At 58.7% G+C, this 16,567-nt stretch carries 19 protein-coding genes; all 19 read right to left on the bottom strand.

Annotated elements, in window-relative coordinates; all coding sequences use genetic code 11:
• Positions 1–68: 68 nt before the first annotated feature.
• The 19 genes from IPH10_01580 to IPH10_01490 all read right to left on the bottom strand — a co-directional run bounded on the left by IPH10_01580 (position 69) and on the right by IPH10_01490 (position 16,530).
• Positions 69–839, bottom strand: a complete 771-nt coding sequence (locus IPH10_01580) for a HEAT repeat domain-containing protein (GenBank protein ID MBK6909619.1) — start codon at positions 837–839, stop codon at positions 69–71.
• Positions 836–1,432, bottom strand: a complete 597-nt coding sequence (locus IPH10_01575) for an NYN domain-containing protein (protein ID MBK6909618.1) — start codon at positions 1,430–1,432, stop codon at positions 836–838. Before IPH10_01575 ends, IPH10_01580 begins: the two co-directional genes overlap by 4 nt.
• A gap of 12 nt (positions 1,433–1,444) precedes the next feature.
• Positions 1,445–2,092 (bottom strand): hypothetical protein, encoded by a 648-nt coding sequence (locus IPH10_01570; protein MBK6909617.1) that lies wholly within the window; start codon positions 2,090–2,092, stop codon positions 1,445–1,447.
• Between the two features lie 69 nt (positions 2,093–2,161).
• Entirely contained in the window at positions 2,162–3,016 is an 855-nt protein-coding gene (gene atpG / locus IPH10_01565) for an ATP synthase F1 subunit gamma (protein MBK6909616.1), read from the bottom strand.
• Positions 3,017–3,155: 139 nt separating this feature from the next.
• Positions 3,156–4,403 (bottom strand): DUF2029 domain-containing protein, encoded by a 1,248-nt coding sequence (locus tag IPH10_01560; protein MBK6909615.1) that lies wholly within the window; start codon positions 4,401–4,403, stop codon positions 3,156–3,158.
• Positions 4,404–4,439: 36 nt separating this feature from the next.
• Positions 4,440–5,966, bottom strand: a complete 1,527-nt coding sequence (locus IPH10_01555; protein ID MBK6909614.1) for a F0F1 ATP synthase subunit alpha — start codon at positions 5,964–5,966, stop codon at positions 4,440–4,442.
• Between the two features lie 86 nt (positions 5,967–6,052).
• Positions 6,053–6,604 carry an ATP synthase F1 subunit delta gene (atpH, locus tag IPH10_01550; protein ID MBK6909613.1) on the bottom strand — a complete coding sequence of 184 codons (552 nt, stop codon included), beginning with the start codon at positions 6,602–6,604 and terminating at the stop codon, positions 6,053–6,055.
• Positions 6,601–7,095, bottom strand: a complete 495-nt coding sequence (gene atpF, locus IPH10_01545; GenBank protein MBK6909612.1) for a F0F1 ATP synthase subunit B — start codon at positions 7,093–7,095, stop codon at positions 6,601–6,603. The genes atpH and atpF overlap by 4 nt, the downstream gene beginning before the upstream one ends.
• 119 nt (positions 7,096–7,214) lie before the next feature.
• The gene (locus tag IPH10_01540) at positions 7,215–7,445 is read right to left on the bottom strand and encodes a F0F1 ATP synthase subunit C (GenBank protein MBK6909611.1); all 231 of its coding nucleotides are present in this window, start codon (positions 7,443–7,445) and stop codon (positions 7,215–7,217) included.
• A gap of 125 nt (positions 7,446–7,570) precedes the next feature.
• On the bottom strand, positions 7,571–8,488 hold the full coding sequence (atpB, locus tag IPH10_01535) for a F0F1 ATP synthase subunit A (protein ID MBK6909610.1): 918 nt from the start codon (positions 8,486–8,488) through the stop codon (positions 7,571–7,573).
• Entirely contained in the window at positions 8,485–8,757 is a 273-nt protein-coding gene (locus IPH10_01530) for a hypothetical protein (protein MBK6909609.1), read from the bottom strand. Before IPH10_01530 ends, atpB begins: the two co-directional genes overlap by 4 nt.
• A gap of 72 nt (positions 8,758–8,829) precedes the next feature.
• Positions 8,830–9,108 carry an AtpZ/AtpI family protein gene (locus IPH10_01525; GenBank protein MBK6909608.1) on the bottom strand — a complete coding sequence of 93 codons (279 nt, stop codon included), beginning with the start codon at positions 9,106–9,108 and terminating at the stop codon, positions 8,830–8,832.
• A complete protein-coding gene (locus IPH10_01520) occupies positions 9,062–9,523 on the bottom strand; it encodes a polymer-forming cytoskeletal protein (protein ID MBK6909607.1) in 462 nt (153 codons plus the stop codon). Before IPH10_01520 ends, IPH10_01525 begins: the two co-directional genes overlap by 47 nt.
• Positions 9,524–9,579: 56 nt before the next feature.
• Positions 9,580–10,419: a peptidoglycan DD-metalloendopeptidase family protein gene (locus IPH10_01515; GenBank protein ID MBK6909606.1), complete on the bottom strand. Its 840-nt coding sequence runs from the start codon at positions 10,417–10,419 to the stop codon at positions 9,580–9,582.
• Between the two features lie 105 nt (positions 10,420–10,524).
• The gene (gene rlmB / locus IPH10_01510) at positions 10,525–11,322 is read right to left on the bottom strand and encodes a 23S rRNA (guanosine(2251)-2'-O)-methyltransferase RlmB (protein MBK6909605.1); all 798 of its coding nucleotides are present in this window, start codon (positions 11,320–11,322) and stop codon (positions 10,525–10,527) included.
• 45 nt (positions 11,323–11,367) lie between these two features.
• Positions 11,368–12,246, bottom strand: a complete 879-nt coding sequence (locus IPH10_01505; protein ID MBK6909604.1) for a ParB/RepB/Spo0J family partition protein — start codon at positions 12,244–12,246, stop codon at positions 11,368–11,370.
• Positions 12,243–13,034, bottom strand: a complete 792-nt coding sequence (locus tag IPH10_01500; protein ID MBK6909603.1) for a ParA family protein — start codon at positions 13,032–13,034, stop codon at positions 12,243–12,245. The genes IPH10_01505 and IPH10_01500 overlap by 4 nt, the downstream gene beginning before the upstream one ends.
• A 55-nt stretch (positions 13,035–13,089) precedes the next feature.
• Entirely contained in the window at positions 13,090–15,186 is a 2,097-nt protein-coding gene (recG, locus tag IPH10_01495; GenBank protein ID MBK6909602.1) for an ATP-dependent DNA helicase RecG, read from the bottom strand.
• A gap of 6 nt (positions 15,187–15,192) precedes the next feature.
• The gene (locus IPH10_01490) at positions 15,193–16,530 is read right to left on the bottom strand and encodes a DUF4139 domain-containing protein (GenBank protein MBK6909601.1); all 1,338 of its coding nucleotides are present in this window, start codon (positions 16,528–16,530) and stop codon (positions 15,193–15,195) included.
• Between the last annotated feature and the right edge of the window lie 37 nt (positions 16,531–16,567).

Here is a 16,567-nt window from a genome sequence, read left to right as displayed (position 1 = left end):
TTTGAAATCAAAAATGGGAAAGGGACCCGCGCAGCGTTCTGAATCCCGGTTCGGCGAGAGTTATCGCGCTACAGTTTGGCGAGAATTTCACTGCGCCAGTCGGGGCGTTTGCGAGCAAAGGCGCCTTCGAGGGCGAGCGGAATGAGCTCTTTGTCGTATGCGGACTTGATATCCGCGCGGGCTTCGAGGAAACTCAGGACGACGTCAGGCTGGCCGCGGCCGATTTCGCGCAGTGCGGAGACGACATTGCGGCGCACGAACTCGGCAGAATCTTCATAGAGCGGCGCGAGCAGTTTGATGACGCGCTCGGCTTGTGCCGGGGATTGTGATCCGTAGCCGCACAGGGCCCTAGCGACGACGCGGCGCACGCGATAGCTTGCGTCTTCCCGCCATTCTTCGAGCAGCGACAAGACGAAGTCGGCGTGCAGTTCGCTCCATCCGGAAAGTTCAGGACGAGCATCAAAGATCAAAGGCAACAGGTCGCGCACGCCGGTTGCGGCATCGTCGGCCATGTGTTTCACGAGCGACGTCCACGTGCGCGGATTGAAGATGCCGACGCGGGCAATCAAGACGATGGCGAGTGCGCGGGCGGCATCCACGGCTGAACCCGAGAGCCGGAGGGTGATCTCGACGGCGGACTCGGGGCTAGATACGAGGGCATCGGCTGCGGCATTACCGAGTTCGATCAGGCGTGCGGATTCTTCGGCGGAATATTCAGAGAGCAACTGTTCGCAGTCGGCGAGATGCAACTCGGATTGTTCGAGCTGATCGCGCCAGCGGTCAAGCGATGCGAGAATCGCCGCGGCGAGGGCATCGCGCCCGGCGAGTGCGTCGGTCATTGGCCGCCGGAGGACAGGTCGGCGGCACCACCCGTCGGCGCGGCTGTTCCGCGTTCACGATGGTGATGCGGTTCAGGGGCGGTGCGCTCGATTTGCACGCGGAGGTCCTGCAGGTCAATGAAGTGCGACCCGATGGCCTGACGCAATTCGGCGGCGATCCAGTTTTGGGTTGAGACGACGCAGATTTGGCGGCCACGTGAGCGCAGGAGTTCCAGGGCACGTTCGAAGTCACCGTCGCCGGAGAGCAGAATCGCTTTGTCGAAGTTCTCGATGGTATTAAACATATCCATGACGATTTCGACGTCGAGATTGGCTTTTTGCGTGGTCTCGCCGGTTTCGCTGTCATAGATGGTCTTAAGACCTTTGGTGCGAACAACGTAGCCCGCATAAGAGAGAAAGCGGACGAAATTTTCGTCGCGCGGATCGGGCGGCTGTTTGAGGCCCATGTACCAGTAAGCATCCGTCAGCTCGTCATCGCCACGCAGGACTTTGAGCAGTTTTGCCGGATCGAAGAACCAGCCGAGGCCCTTCTTCTGCGTGTAGAACATGTTCGCGCCATCCACAAAGATGGAGACGCGGCGGCGCGCATACATTGGCACGGTAGTTTACCTTTTGCGTAGAATCAAGAATAAGCGGCGATGCCGTCGCATGGGAACCGTTTCGGGAGGGAGCGGTTGTTCGGCGACGGAAGAAACGTCGGGCGCGGCGAACTTCAAAAGGGTGCGTCGCCAGGCAGGCAAAGCAGCACCAGCCAAGTGGCGGGTGGCGCAATCCTGAAAGAAGGCGACATCCCCGGCATAGAACAGATCAAGATCGGAAACACCGTGGGCCCATCCAGCGGCATCAGGCGGCGTGGGCAGTCCGTGTTGTAACGGCAAGTTCAAGTCGTCTGGAACCGGCACTCCATGCTCTCGCGCGAGCTTAACCAAGCTGCGCATGATTGTGAGTTGCAGGTCTGTCCCGAGCGGACAGGCGATGATGATTTCACGACCCGCGAGCGCGGCGATGCCCTGGACTGCCTTCGTGCGAGTGGACGCGGGAAGCAGATGAATCGCGTCGAAGGAGACGACGACATCGGCCGCCGTGTCGCCGACGTTAACGCTTAGGTCCGGCCGTAGTGATTTTACACGTGGTGCGAGATCGGCGGCGCGCGGACCAATCAGCGAAAGCGATTGCATCGGCGGATCGGCATCAGCGATGAGATCCGCCAAATAGCGCGCGCTGGAGTCGCGGTCAAAGAACGGGAGGAACATTTTCCTGGGATCCAGGCGGGGAACCGCTACGCTAAATCCCCGCTCGGCGAGCTAAGAGCGTGGAAGGCGTTACTTCAGACCTTCGGCACCGGCGACGATTTCGAGGATTTCGCCGGTGATCGAGGATTGGCGGGCCTTGTTGTACGTTAGCGTCAGCGAATCAATCAATTCGCCGGCGTTCTTGGTCGCATTTTCCATCGCGGTCATTCGCGCGGCCATTTCAGAGGCAAAGGACTCGAGCAGGATGCGCCAGAGCTGGACGTTGACGTATTTGGGCAGTATCGTGTTCAGGATTTCAATCTGAGTGGGCTCGAAAATAATTTCGGGGCCGCTGGTGTGGTCGCCGTGATCGGGTTCGATGGGCAGCAACTGCTCGACGACGACGCGCTGGGAGATGACCGATTTGAACTCGTTGTAGACGATATAGACGCGGTCCATCGTGCTGTTGAGATACTGCGCGATGACGCTATCGCCGAGCGTTACGGCATGGTTGAAATCGAGATTGTTAAAGAAGCCGGACATGCGGGTGGTGACGTCAGCGCCGCGGCGGGTGAAGAACTCGCTGCCTTTCTTGCCGACGGTCACGAGGTGCACCTGATGCTGGGCATTTTCGCGCATCAGTTGCTGGGCGCGTTTGAGGATATTGACGTTAAAACTGCCGGCCAAGCCACGGTCGCCAGTAACGACGATGATGCCGACATGATCCACTTCGCGCACGGCGAGCAGCGGGTGCGACGAGCGGTCTACGTGCGACGACAAGTCGCGAATGGCATCGCGCAGCGTCAGCGAGTAGGGGCGCGCATTCATCATAGCCTCTTGCGCGCGACGCAGTTTGGCCGCGGCGACCATTTTCATGACGCGGGTGACCTGCTGCGTTGACTTGACGCTCGAGATGCGTCGCTTAATTGTTTTTAGACCGGCCACGTTGGGAAGCGGAGATTAGAAATTAGGAACTTGAGATTAGAAATCAGGAGGCCGACAGGGAAACGCGCTGACGCGTTCTGGCGACTGCTCGGCGAAGCAAATGGGACGGGAATAACCTTAGTGAAGTCGCTCGCCGCGTTCAGGCTGACGACACGCTGCCGGAGGCGGTGTTTACGTTCGAGCGTCCCGCGAGAACGACGCAATAGCACCAGAACAGAATGAGACCGAAGCACTGGCTGCCGCTGATGATTTTGCCGACGGTAGTCTCACCGTAAAAGCGGGTGAGCTTCATGGTGAAGAAAAATGCGGCAACGGCGAGCAGATAGGTCATCCAATCACGGCGGCCGGACTGCCAGGCTTGAAAGATCAGGACGCCCAGCGGCGGCAGAGTGAACAGATAGTAATGTTCCCACGTGACGGGCAGGGCAAGCAACAGTCCACTGAGCAAAAGACCGTATTCGAGCGCGGGGTGCACGGCGGTACGGAGACAGCGCCAGAGCACGAGCGCCGTAAGACCTAAAAAGAACAGCGTGAAGACGGCGCGTACGATGCGAATGTGCAGTGTGGGTTCGAAGTTCGGACCCAACAGACTGTGTCCAAGAACGGCGCGTGTGTACCAACCGGCGGGCGACTGGTTGCCGAAGTAGGTGTAGACCACGCTGCCGAATTCACCGACAGCATCCCACCATTCGCGGTGCAAGGCGAAACCCATGGATAGCGTCGCGAGCGCATAGATGCCAATGACGACGGCAAGGATACTTGCTGCGAGCTTCCACTGCCGCTTCATGAACGGAGCAAGCAGCCATCCGGCAGGGAAGATTTTCACGGCGATGACCGTGCCGAGTAACGCGGGAGCGGCGATGCGCGAGGATTTCAAGCGCAACAGCCCTTCCCAAAACAGGGCGGCCAACAGCGGAACGATTTGCCCGAGTTTGCTGGCCCGCGCCAGGGGATAGGTCATCAGAACGAGCGCCAAGGCCCAGAGGTAGCCGCGCCAGCGAATCGGTGCACCGCTCAGGCGGGCGATCTGCGAAGCGAAGACAAAGAGCAGGAGAATGTTGATGCCGAGCAGGATATTTCGCCAGGCATAGACATGCACATTCGCGAGCGGCGCGAGCAGACCGGCGACGAAGGGCGGATAGAAGAAGGCATTTTCATCGCCCCACGCTCCGAGCCGTTCGGCTTGCGGCCGATACCACTCCTCGAGCCACTGATCATAATTCGCGTAGCCCGTGTACATGTGTTCGGGCTGATCGGTGTGCCACGAAAGCGCGGCCAACTGAATGTGAAAGAGATCAATATGCCACAGCGGAAAGGTGCTGCGTTGCCAGAGGTAGACTCCGGCCAGAAGGAAGAACGCTAACAGCCAGTCGGGTGCGCGTCTCATGAGAACTCTGAAGTCGAAAGTTCAGAGGTCACATGATCAGGCGGCGCTGGCGTTTTGGTAGGTGGCCTTGAAATCGGTGATCAGCGTCTTGAGCTTGCCGGTGAGATCATCGTCGAGGGCTTTCTTGGTGCGAATGCCTTCGAGGATGGGCGCGCCGACGGAGCGAACATACTTCGCAAATTCAGTCTGGAAGCGCGCGATGTGACCATCTTCGATATCATCAAGGTAGCCTTGTCCGGCGGTCCAGAGAATGACGACCTGCTCTTCAACGGGCCACGGGGAGTATTGACCTTGCTTCAGGACTTCGACGAGCTTGGCGCCGCGAGTCAACTGAGCCTTGGTAGCTTTATCGAGGTCCGAGGCGAACTGAGCGAAGGCCGCGAGCGCGCGATACTGCGCGAGGTCGAGTCGCAGCTTACCGGCCACCTGACGCATAGCCTTGATCTGCGCATTACCGCCGACGCGCGAGACCGAGATACCGACGTTGATCGCGGGTCGGATACCGGAATAGAAGAGTTCTGATTCGAGGAAGATCTGACCGTCGGTAATCGAGATGACGTTGGTCGGAATGTAGGCGGACACGTCACCGGCCTGCGTTTCGATGATCGGCAGTGCGGTCAACGAACCACCGCCCAATGCGTCATTGAGCTTAGCGGCGCGTTCGAGCAAGCGCGAGTGCAGATAGAACACGTCGCCCGGGTAGGCTTCGCGGCCCGGCGGACGGCGGAGCAGGAGCGACATTTGGCGATAGGCCCACGCGTGCTTGGTCAAGTCGTCATAGATACAGACGGCGTGTTTGCCGTTATCGCGGAAGTACTCACCCATCGCGGCGCCGGCATAGGGCGCAATAAACTGGAGCGGCGCGGAATCCACGGCAGTGGACGCGACGACGATGGTATGCTCCATGGCTCCGTTGTCTTCGAGGGTCTTGATGACCTTGGCAATAGTCGAACCTTTTTGCCCGATGGCGACATAGATGCAGACGACGCCTGTGCCCTTTTGATTGATAATCGTATCGAGGGCGATCGTGGTCTTGCCGGTTTGACGGTCGCCGATGATGAGCTCGCGCTGACCGCGGCCGATGGGGATCATCGCGTCCACGGACTTGATGCCGGTTTGCAGCGGCTCTTTCACGGGCTGACGAGTGACGACGCCAGTGGCGATACGCTCCACGGGATTAAAGATCTTGGCGTTGATGGGGCCCTTGCCATCGAGCGGCTGGCCAAGCGGGTTGACGACGCGGCCGACGAGTTCGGGACCGACGGGAACCTGCACAACCTTACCGGTGCGCTTGACGAGGTCGCCTTCCTTGATGGAGGCGTCAGACCCGAACAGCACGCAGCCGACGTTGTCTTCTTCGAGGTTAAGCGCCATGCCCTGAATGTCGCCGGGGAATTCGACGAGTTCGCCGTACATGACCTTGTCGAGGCCATAGACGCGGGCGATACCGTCGCCGACGTAGACGACGCGGCCAACTTCATCAACGGCAGACAGCCCTTCGTAGCCGGCGATCTGCTCTTTGAGTATGGATGTGATTTCTTCGGGCTTCAGTTTCGTGGACATGGGCTCTTAGGAGACTTTGAGGTTGCGGTGCATCCGCAGCGGATGCCGCCGCGAGGAATTCAAAATGTGAAAAAGGGGGATCAAACTTACACTGCCGCAGACATGCGCTTGCCGAGGTCGTGGACCTTACGGGCGAGCGAACCGTCGAGGATATGATCGGGGTATTGAATGACAATGCCGCCGATGATAGCCGGATTCACTTTGTATGCGATGACCGGTTTTTTGCCGGATGTTTTGGCGATGCTGTCGGCGACACTTTGTTTCATGGCGTCGGACAGCGCGATGGCGGTCTGCACGGTGACTTCAACTTCGCCTTCGTGTTCGCGAAAGAGACGGTGGAAGCGATCAGGAATGGCGGGCAGCACGTCCAGGCGCGATTTTTCGAGCAGGACGTCAATAAAGCGGCGCGTCATCTCGCAGAAGCCGACTTTGTCGCCGATGCTGAAGAGGATGGCGCGGCGTTTCGTGTTGCCGAGAGTCGGGCTGGCCAGCAGGACGGGCAATTCGCGGTTCTCTCGATAGATCGCAGCGAGTGCCTGGAGGTCGTGTTCAACTTCGGTCGAGCATTTGGCTTGCAGCGACGCCAGAAACAGCGAGCGGGCATAGCGCAGCGCAAGTGCGCTATCGAGGGATTTCAACGATCCTCCTTCAGGGCGGCCATGATGAGCTTTTCGTGCTCTTTGTCGTCAATCACTCGTCCCAAGAGACGGGAGGTCGCTTTGGCGGTGAGTTCGGCGACATGGCGCGAGAGGTCGGCCTTGGCCAGATCGGATTCGCGTTCGATGTCGAGACGTGCCTTTTCGACGAGCTTATGCGACTGCTCTTTGGCCGCGGTTTCGGCATCGGCGAGATGCCTGGCGGCCTGATCCTGCGCTTTGAGGATGATGTCGGCGGCTTCCTTCTTGGCATTGGCCATGGCCTGCTTATAGTCGGCGAGCATGGCGCCGGCCTTTTCGCGTTCGGCTTTAGCGGTATCCAGATCACTCTTGATGGAATCTTCACGATCCTTCAAGCCTTTGATGATGGGTTTCCAGCCGAATTTGCCCACGATCCAAACGACGATCAGGAAAGTGATAATCGTCCAGAGAATGGAACCGGGTTCGATGTTGAGGATATTTTGCAGGCCCATGGTATTGCGCTAAGTAGAAAACGTTGCGAAGTTCCGGTCATGTGCAGACACATGCCTCGGCGAAAAAACGAGACCTTCTGCTAATTCCCCTCTAAACAGGGACAAGTCAGCGGAAGAACTTACTTGGTCCAGATGAGGATACAGATGAGGAAGGCGAACAGCGCGGCACCTTCGACGAGGCCGGCCATAACGAGCGCGGCACCCTGAATCTTACCGGCGGATTCCGGTTGACGGGCGATGCCGTCCATGGCGCCCTTACCGATTGAGCCGATGCCGATACCAGCACCCAAAGCGAACAGACCGGCACCCAAGCCGGCACCAAGCAGAGCGAGACCGTTTCCGAGTTCCATTTTCGAGATTCTCCGAAAAGTTGGGAAGTTATGATGAAGAAAGTCTAAAGTCAGAAGTCAAAAGTCAGAAGGGGCGCCCGCGTCCTTACTTGGACAAGGCGTGTTCCGCCGCGCCGGCTCGAAGATCAATGCGACGGGTGCATGGTCAGACCCATGAAGGTGGCCGTGAGCATGATGAAGATGTAGGATTGAATCAGGGCGACGATGATTTCGAGCATAAAAACGCCGACTGCTACGAGAATGGCAGGCGGCGCAAAGACGATGCTGACGATCAAGCCAAGCAGGACGGCCAGAACGGCGTGTCCGGCGAGCATGTTAGCAAAGAGACGAATAGTGAGGGCGAAAGGGCGAATCAGGAAGCTGACGATTTCGATAACAATCATCAGCGGCATGAGCCAGCCGGGGACTCCGGGCGGCGCGAAATGATGCAGAAATCCGCCCAGCCCGTTCTCCTTGACACCCATGCCGACCATCAGGGAGAGTGTGCATAGCGCGAGGCCGGCGGTGACATTCACGTTACCGGTGGCCGACGATCCCCATGGGAAGAGACCGAGCAGATTGGAGAACAAAATGCCCGTGAAGAGCGTCATGAAGTACGGCATGAAGGCATCGGTCTTGTCATGCAGGTTAGGCTTGACGACTTCATTACGCACGAAAGTGATCAGACTCTCGAGCATGTTGCGCAAGCCGGTCGGGACGGCGGTCTTTTGCCGGGCGGCGCTCCAGACGAGCAGGCCCATAAGAGTCAGCGCGATCAGCCACCACAGCCGATGCTTGGTGAGCGTGAACTTGTAGCCCGCGATCTCGAAGGTCGGGAGATGGATGGCGTATCCAAACAGCTCCATGTGGTCGGAATCCACGAGGTGATGTTCGAGGATTTCCACGAGCGTCGCGCCGAGGCCCTCTTCATGCTTTCCATGTTCGGCTGTTTTAGCGGCGGCCGCGTGCGGATCATGAGGCTGGGCTTTATGATCTTCACGCGCGACGGCAACCGCGACGAGCGCGAGACAGAGGGCAAGGAATAGGGTACGGGCGAATTTCATTTGTTGGCGACGCGGGCAATCAAGAATTCGATGGCGAGACTTAGATAGAAAGCGAGGACAATGCCGAGTACGAGCGGAACTTTGGCGACGTCGGGTTGGCGCATTTGCCAAAACAGTCCGGCGCCGATGAGGACGAAGCGGAGGGCGACTCCCAGTCCCCAGAGGCGAACGAAGTTATCCATGCCGCTGCGGGTTTTAAACCAGGCCAGCACCAGAGCGGGTATGGAGGCGACGAAGCCAATCAGCAGGCCAGTAACGAAGGCATTCATAGTGATTCGGGCGCTCCGGATTTCGGCGGGGAACCGCTACGCTCAGCCCCGGCTCGACGAGCCGCGGGCCGTTCATTCGGACGCGCTGCCGTTGGAATCGGAATTCTGCTGTTTGAGCAGCAGAATGGTGCGATAGAGCGAGGCGATCATGCCGACCACAGCACCGAGGACCATCAGGAACGGAAAGGTGTTAAACTGCCGGTCTATCCACCACCCTGCTCCACCGAAGAGGGCCGTTGAGGCGACGATGGTCAGTCCGATGGCCAGCGGGTCCTGACGCGGCGGCTGAAAGCCCTTTAGCACATCAGTTGGCGGCGACAGGGCGATTGCGCGGGACCATCGTCGAGGCATCGTCGTCGAAGGACTCGGCAGTCGTCGGGGTGACGGGCCGGGAGGACGGTAGGCTTGTTTCGTCAGTCGCGGTATGACCGCGGACGCGCGCGCCTTCCTGAATCGAGAGTTTGCCTGCGGACAGGTCACCGATCAATTCAGCGGTCGCTTCGAGGTGCACTTTTTGTTTGGCGACCAGCGATCCTTTTACTCGGCCGGCCACAATGATGCTTTCGGCCTGAATATTCCCATCCACGGACCCTGAGGAACCGATGGTGACCATTTTGGCACAGAATACATCTCCGCTGACTCGGCCGTCAATACGGAGGGAACCTTGCGTGCGCAGAGTGCCGTTGATTTCGGCATCTTTCGCGAGCAAGGTGGACATTTCACCGGCGAAGTTTTCCGACGCGGTAAAGCGAGTCCATTTAGCCATGAGCCCGTCCTCTCGATTAATATGAAAGGAAGAGGGCGCGGGAACGGTTGAGCATATCAACCGGCACTGCGCGCCAAGAGGGATTCGGGGTCCACCCGGAGTCCATCTTTCCAGATTTCGAAGTGAAGATGCGGCGCGGAACTGCGCCCGGAGTTACCCAGCAACGCGATCGGCTGTCCCATCAGGACACGGTCGCCGGGTTCGACGAGCAGAATCTGATTGTGCCCGTAGAAGGTGGTGTAGCCGGACTTATGCTCAATGACAACCAAGTTGCCGTAGGGATAGCTCCAGCCGGAGAAGATGACCAAGCCGTTGGCGCTGGCGTTGATCGGGGTTCCAATACGTCCGGCGACATCCAAGCCGAAGTGCCCGGTTTCGTGGAGCGTACTGGACAGTTCAAACTTACGGGTTACGTAGCCGCGTACAGGGGGATGCGTCGGGATGTCGGTCGGCAGGACGCCATCGGTCGCGATCTCGGTGATCCGTTCGCTATAGATGCCTTGGAGATCGGCGGGCCGGGAGATTTCTTCCCGGAGCGGTGCGGCATTGGGCGTCGGTTCGAGGGCGTCGCCCTTGGGTAGTGCTCCTTGCGGGAGCTGGAGGCCGCGGCGAAGCTGTTCTTCAAACTGCTTCAACTCGGCCAAGCGCTCGGCGATATCGCGGATGCGTTCGTTGGTGGCCTCGAGTTCGACGACACGGGCTTTAAGGGCCGTATTGTCCTCGACTTGCCCGGACAGTGAAATCGTTAAACCAGCAAACACAAAGAGCAGCGCCAAGAGCCCGATGGCAGCTCCGACGGCAACGATGAACCAGTTTCGATGGAAACGAAACTGGCGCATTTGGGCCTGATTTTCGGAGAGGACGACGACGGTCCATTGACTTGGGCGGTTCGGCATCTCTACTCAGGCTGCATGGAGGCTAACAATCCGGGAATATACAGAATCTGACAAGGAGTGTCAAGTGAAAGATTTTACGAGGGGCGTGTTTAATATTTATTTTTATTAGACTTTTGGCTCAAGCTGACGAGCTTTCGCAGCCTCAAAGAGGAGCACTGCTGCGGCGGCAGAGACATTGAGGCTGTCAAAGTCGCGGTACAAGGGTATCTTGACGGTCAGGTCGGCGCGCTTTAGTAAGAGAGATGAAACTCCAGGTCCTTCGGCGCCGAGGATGAGTACGGTCGGGCGATCCCAGTCGAACTCGGAGTAGACGCGCGAATGCTCTTCGGCTGCCGCAGCGACGATCCACCATCCGGACTCTTTCAATGTACGGACGGTCTGATCGAGATTGGTAACTTCGAAGAGGTTGACGAGCGCTGCGCCACCTGCCGAGGTTTTGAAGACGGTATCGGTGATAGGAGCCTGACGGCGGCTGCGAAAGATCACGGCATCGGCCCCGGCGGCGTAGGCGGAGCGGAGAATTGCGCCGAAATTGCGCGGGTCCTCGATGCCGTCCAGCATGAGCACGAGCGGGGCTGGTTTCTGGGAGACTAAGTCGTCAAGGTCATGAACGTCCGAACTGATGTCGGGCTTGCGAATATTGGCGCAAACACCTTGCGAGGGGCTATCCATATCCTGCGACTCGACGGCGCCCGAGGAAAGCGGAACTCTCAAGCGGCTGGCAAGCGCCCGAATGTCGTCAATCACCTGACCGTGTGCATTGGGCGCGATGGTGAGCTCTTCGACTAATCCGCGTCGCAGCGCTTCAAGGATCGGTTTACGACCGTAGATTTGCAGCGGGCGATCGGGCGAATAGTAGGCTGAGCGATCGAATGGGCGTGGGGGTGGGCGACGGGGAGACACAGGGCGGATAGGATGAATTATAATTGATAAATTGCGGAGGACTTGTTAGCGGTCCACTAACTCTAAGAGGCGGTTCAGATCATCTAACGTGTAGTACGTGATTTCAATGGTACCGCCGCGGCCTTTGGGTTTGATGCGCACGCGAGTGGCCAGTTGCCGCGAGAGAGAGTTCTCGACCTGAGCAATAGCACGGGCTTCCCTTGAGTCGGCGGCTTTCATTGTTGCCGCTTCGGCCTTGGTGGGTACTTTCTTCTTGCGGGTCAGGGCTTCCGCTGTGCGAACCGTGACTTTGCCGTCCACGAGAAAGCGCTCGAAAAGATCAAGCTGCTGACCTTCATCCACGACGGAGAGTAAGGCGCGCGCGTGTCCCATCGTAAGTTTGCCTTCGGTGAGCGCAGTTTGAATGCGTTCGGGCAGTTTCAGCAGCCGCACGAGATTAGCGATGTGGGCGCGGCTCATGCCCATTTTTTCGGCGACGGCCTCCTGCGTCAAGCCGTACTGCTGCTGGAGGCGGACGATGGCCTGCGCCAATTCAATGGGCGTGAGATCCTCGCGATGGACGTTTTCGAGAATCGCGAGTTCAAGCATCTCTTCGGAACTCTCAACGACGCGGACTTGCGCGGCAATGGTGGTCATTCCGGCGGCGCGTGTGGCTCGCAGGCGGCGCTCGCCGAGAATTAGTTGGAAGCGCGTTCCGGCGGGTCGCACGACGACGGGCTGCAAGAGGCCCTGTTTGAGGATCGAGTTCTTGAGATCTTCAATGGCTTCGTCGTTGAAGATCTGGCGGGGCTGGAAGGGATTTGGATCTATCAGCTCGATGTCGAGATGCACGATCTCGGGCACGGGCGTCGTGGTGGAAGACGTGACATCCTCATCCGAAATCAGCGCGCGTAGTCCTTTGCCTAAAGCTTTGTGAGATTTCATGCGACGGCCTCGCGCGGCGGGAGTTGCTGATGACTGAGGAATTCGACGGTGAATTCACGGTAATTTTGAGCGCCGCGACTCACGGGATCATACGTATAGACGGTTTGCCCGAAGCTGGGCGCCTCGGAGAGCCGGACATTGCGGAGGATCATGGTTTTGTAGACGCGCTTATCGAAGACGCCGGTGATTTCGTCGGCGACTTGTTTGGTAAGGTTCAAGCGACCGTCGTACATCGTGAGCAGAATGCCTTCAATTTCGAGGGAGGTGTTCAAGTGCCGTTTGACGAGATTGACAGATTTCATCAACTGCGCGAGCCCTTCGAGGGCGTAGTATTCGCATTGCATAGGAACCAGAATCGAATCGGCGGCGGCCATGGCATTGAGCGTCAATAGCCCGAGCGACGGCGGCGTATCGAGGACGATGAACTGAAAGAGATTGTCAAGCCGGGCGAGGGCCTCGGCGAGAATGCGTTCGCGCGCGAGTTTCGAGACGAGCTCGATTTCAGCGCCGTGCAAACGTGTGTCCGCAGGCAGGATGCTCAGTCCGGCGACATTGGTGGGCCGCACCGCTTCGCCTGCCGGCGTTTCGTTGATCAGGACGTCGTAGATACCGATCTGCGTTTCGGCGGGCGTGACCCCTAAACCGGCGGTCGCGTTGGCCTGCGGATCGAGATCCACGAGCAGCGTGGTATAGCCTTCGAGGGCCATACCGGCGGCGAGATGAACGGCGGTAGTGGTTTTGCCGACGCCGCCTTTTTGGTTGGCGACTGCGATCGTTTTCGTGGGCATCATGACTCCAGTGTGTACAAGGCGACTAAGCGGCAGTGCGGCGGCGCGTGGTGCGTCAGCCGCCGGCGAGCAGACCCAATTTGGGCAGATGTGTGGCGCGGAATTTTTCGCGCAACAGCGGAAAGTCGGAGAGCTCGGGATCGTGAGCGACGAGCGTGAAGGCGCGTTCATGGGCGTATTTCAAGAGCGGCTCATCGCGTTCGGGGAGATAGTGCCGATGTTCGGATTCGCCGGATTGGCGCGTGCCGAAGAGTTCACCGGCTCCGCGAAGTTGGAAATCCAGTTCAGCGATTTCGAAGCCGTCGTTGGTGGATTGAATGGCTTCGAGACGGGCCTGGGCATCGGCGGTTATCTTCGCGCCGGGCAGCAGGATGAAGACGGACTTTTGTCCTTTGCGGCCAATGCGGCCGCGCAACTGATGCAGGGCGGCCAGGCCGATGCGCTCGGGGTTTTCGATGACCATAACAGACGCGTCGGGGACATCCACGCCGACTTCGACGACGGGAGTGGCAACAAGGATCGGCGTCACTCCATCGCGGAAGGCCTTGATAGCTGCTTCTTTGTCTTCGGAGTCCATCCGCCCATGCAAGAGGCCGACGTTGACAGCGCGGAGCGCACCATTGGCGACCCGCTTGTGATAATCCACGGCGGCTTCGACTTGGATTTTGTCGGACTCTTCAACGAGCGGACAGATGATGAAGACGCGCTGACCGCTTTGCGCCTGTTTGATCAGAAATTTGTAAACACGTTCGCGATCGGGCGCGAAGCGAACGGCGGTGGTGACGCTGCGCGGCCCGCCGGGCAATTCTTTGAGAGTCGAGACGTCAAGGTCGCCCAACTCGGCCAAGCGCAACGTACGCGGAATCGGCGTGGCGGTCATGACGAGCAGATTGGGACGTTTACCTTTGCTGGAGAGCTGGGCGCGTTGTTCGACTCCGAAGCGATGCTGCTCATCTATGACGAGCAGGCCGAGGCGCGGAAACTTGAGTTTTTCGTTTAGCAGCGCGTGGGTGCCCACAAGAATGTCCACGGCGCCCGCGGCGGCGGCGGAGAGAATTTCCCGTTTTTGCGCGACGGTTTGCTTGCCGCGCAAGATGCGGAGGTTGAGGCCTGCGGCGTGAGCCGGCGGCGCCAGGGTACGGGCGTGCTGTTGCGCAAGAATCTCGGTGGGCGCCATGAAAGCGGTTTGAAAACCGGCATCGGCGGCCATGGCCGCGGCGAGCAGCGCGACGGTGGTCTTTCCCGATCCGACTTCGCCATGCAACAGGCGCTGCATGGGAATCGGGCTGGCGAGATCGGCTCGAACGTCTTTCAGCACGTCCTTTTGTCCCTCAGTCAAGGGAAACGGCAGCGCGTCGAGGACTTTGCGGGTAATAGGGCCGATGTTCTCAAACGGGCCAACGCCGGGCAGGACTTTGTTGAAGTGCTTGCGCAGCGCGAACAACAGTTGATGAAAGAACAGCTCCTCATAGCGGATACGGCGCCACGCTCGCGCGAGGAGTTCAGATGTCTCGGGGAAATGGACTTGGACGAGTGCTTCAGCCAGCGGCAGCGCATCAACGACGGCCAAGTCGTCAGGCGGCAGAAATTCGGCCAGTTCAGTGCGCACGAGCGTGAGAGCATCCAGTTGAATGCGGCGCAGGGTGCGCGATTCGAGACCGACTTTGCGCAGGTCGAGCGAAAGCGGGTAGAGCGCGACAATTTGGCCCGTTTCAAACATACGCGTTTCGTCGCCGTCCGCGCCGAGGCGGTCAATGGCGGGATGGACGAAATCGCGATTGTCGCTGTCGCCGAGCTTGCCGCTCACGGCAATCAGCTCATCCACGACCAACTGTTTGTGCCAGTATTGTGTGCCTTGAAACCAGACGCAGCGCAATGTGCCGGACAGGTCGTTGATCAGCGCCGTGAGAATGGATCTACCGGCGCGGGTACGACGGAGGTCAACGCTTATGACTTTACCAACGACCGTGACCTCGTAGTCGGTAGGCACAAGGTCGCGAATGCGCAATTGGCGTGAACGGTCGAGGTAGCGGCGCGGATAGTAGCGAATCAAGTCCTCAAGCGTGCGGACACCGATCTTTTCGAGGGCCTTGCTACGGAACTCACCAATGGCGCGGAGAGTCGAGACGGGTTCGGCGAGCAGGGCGGGCACGGCACGTTAGCGATTGCGAATGGTGTAGGTCAGTACGACCTCTTTATCGGGCGCGGCGGTCACGTCAAATTCAAGTTTGTTTGCTGAAATCTTTCGATGCGGCAGGCTCGACTTGAGGACTTCCCACTCGCCCCACACGTGATCCACGACGATGATGCTGACCGTATCCGTCTTGCGGTTGCGCAGTTTCACTTCAATGTCCTGCTCATAGACCGTGTTGCTGATCTGCCGATAGTCCTTCTGCACCCGTTCGACGGCGATATCGAAGGCGTTGCCAATCATCACGCGGACTTTTTCGTCGCGCGGCGTGTGCTCAAGGTTGTCTTCGCCGATGAACTCCTGTGAACCGTCTGAGTCCTTCTGGAAGACGCGCACGCGACCGGCGGGCAGGGGAATGCCAAGGTCGTTCTCTTTGGAATTCATGAACTCAAGTGAAACCGAAACGCTGTTATTGTCGCGCTGATGATCATACTCGTAGATGCGTTTGGTCTGCACGTCCGCATTTGGGAAGAGACTAACCTGCTTGGTCTGATTGTCGAGAACGTCGGTGGGGCGGTCCAATGTGTAGAGATGATACTCGAAAAAGGACTTCTCGGAAAACTGATTACCGCCATCGGCCATCGTCATCGCTTCAGCGCGAAGGAAGTCGTTGTACTTCGGTTGGGGTGGCGCGGCGCGGTGGACTTCGCCGGCGATGAGTTTCAGCTTCGCGTTTCTGTAGGACGCACCGGAACTATTGTTCAGCGTGACCCACGCGCCGAGGTCGGCTTTGTTGCTCTCGTCAATGACGCAGACGTAGTCGGCATTCCAGTTCATTCCGCCGGTCAGATAGGATACCTCGGTCTCTTTCTTGGCGGCGGCCGGACTATTGACAAGCCAGCGCAGCGTAGGGCGAGTGATCAGTCCTTCCGGAAGTTTGGGGAAGCGGACTTCGAGGATGGACTCCGTGAGCAGGGAGCGCAGCGTGCCGTCCTTCGATTGCAGGACGATATTCTGCGGCGATGAGGTGAGCAGCGTGCCGTCGGCGAGATCGCCGGACTCGGTGATGACTTCGACATGCTGATCTACGTATTTCGCGAGCAGTTTTTCGGGTGAAACGAGATCGTAGTCGTAGTCCTGTTCGAGCAGCGTGACGCCGGGCGCGGAGAAGTGAACGGACGACTGATCAATCTGCGCGGCGACGTCGCGGAACAGCAGTTGACTGATGCCGTTATCGAAACTCATTTCGCGGATGTCCCGGACGAGCGCGAGGTTGCCGTTGTAAACGGTGACGGCCACGCCAGGCTTGGCCTGCGCCGAAGCGGCGATGCCGCATGCGAGAATGGCCAGAAGTAGTTTGAGCATATTCCCCTCGAAGAAAAGGACTTAATTGACAGGAGCG

Source organism: bacterium (genome assembly GCA_016702305.1).
Taxonomy (GTDB): domain Bacteria; phylum Electryoneota; class RPQS01; order RPQS01; family RPQS01; genus JABWCQ01.
Note: the sequence above shows the minus strand (reverse complement) of the source record. Positions and strands in the feature narration are given on the sequence as shown.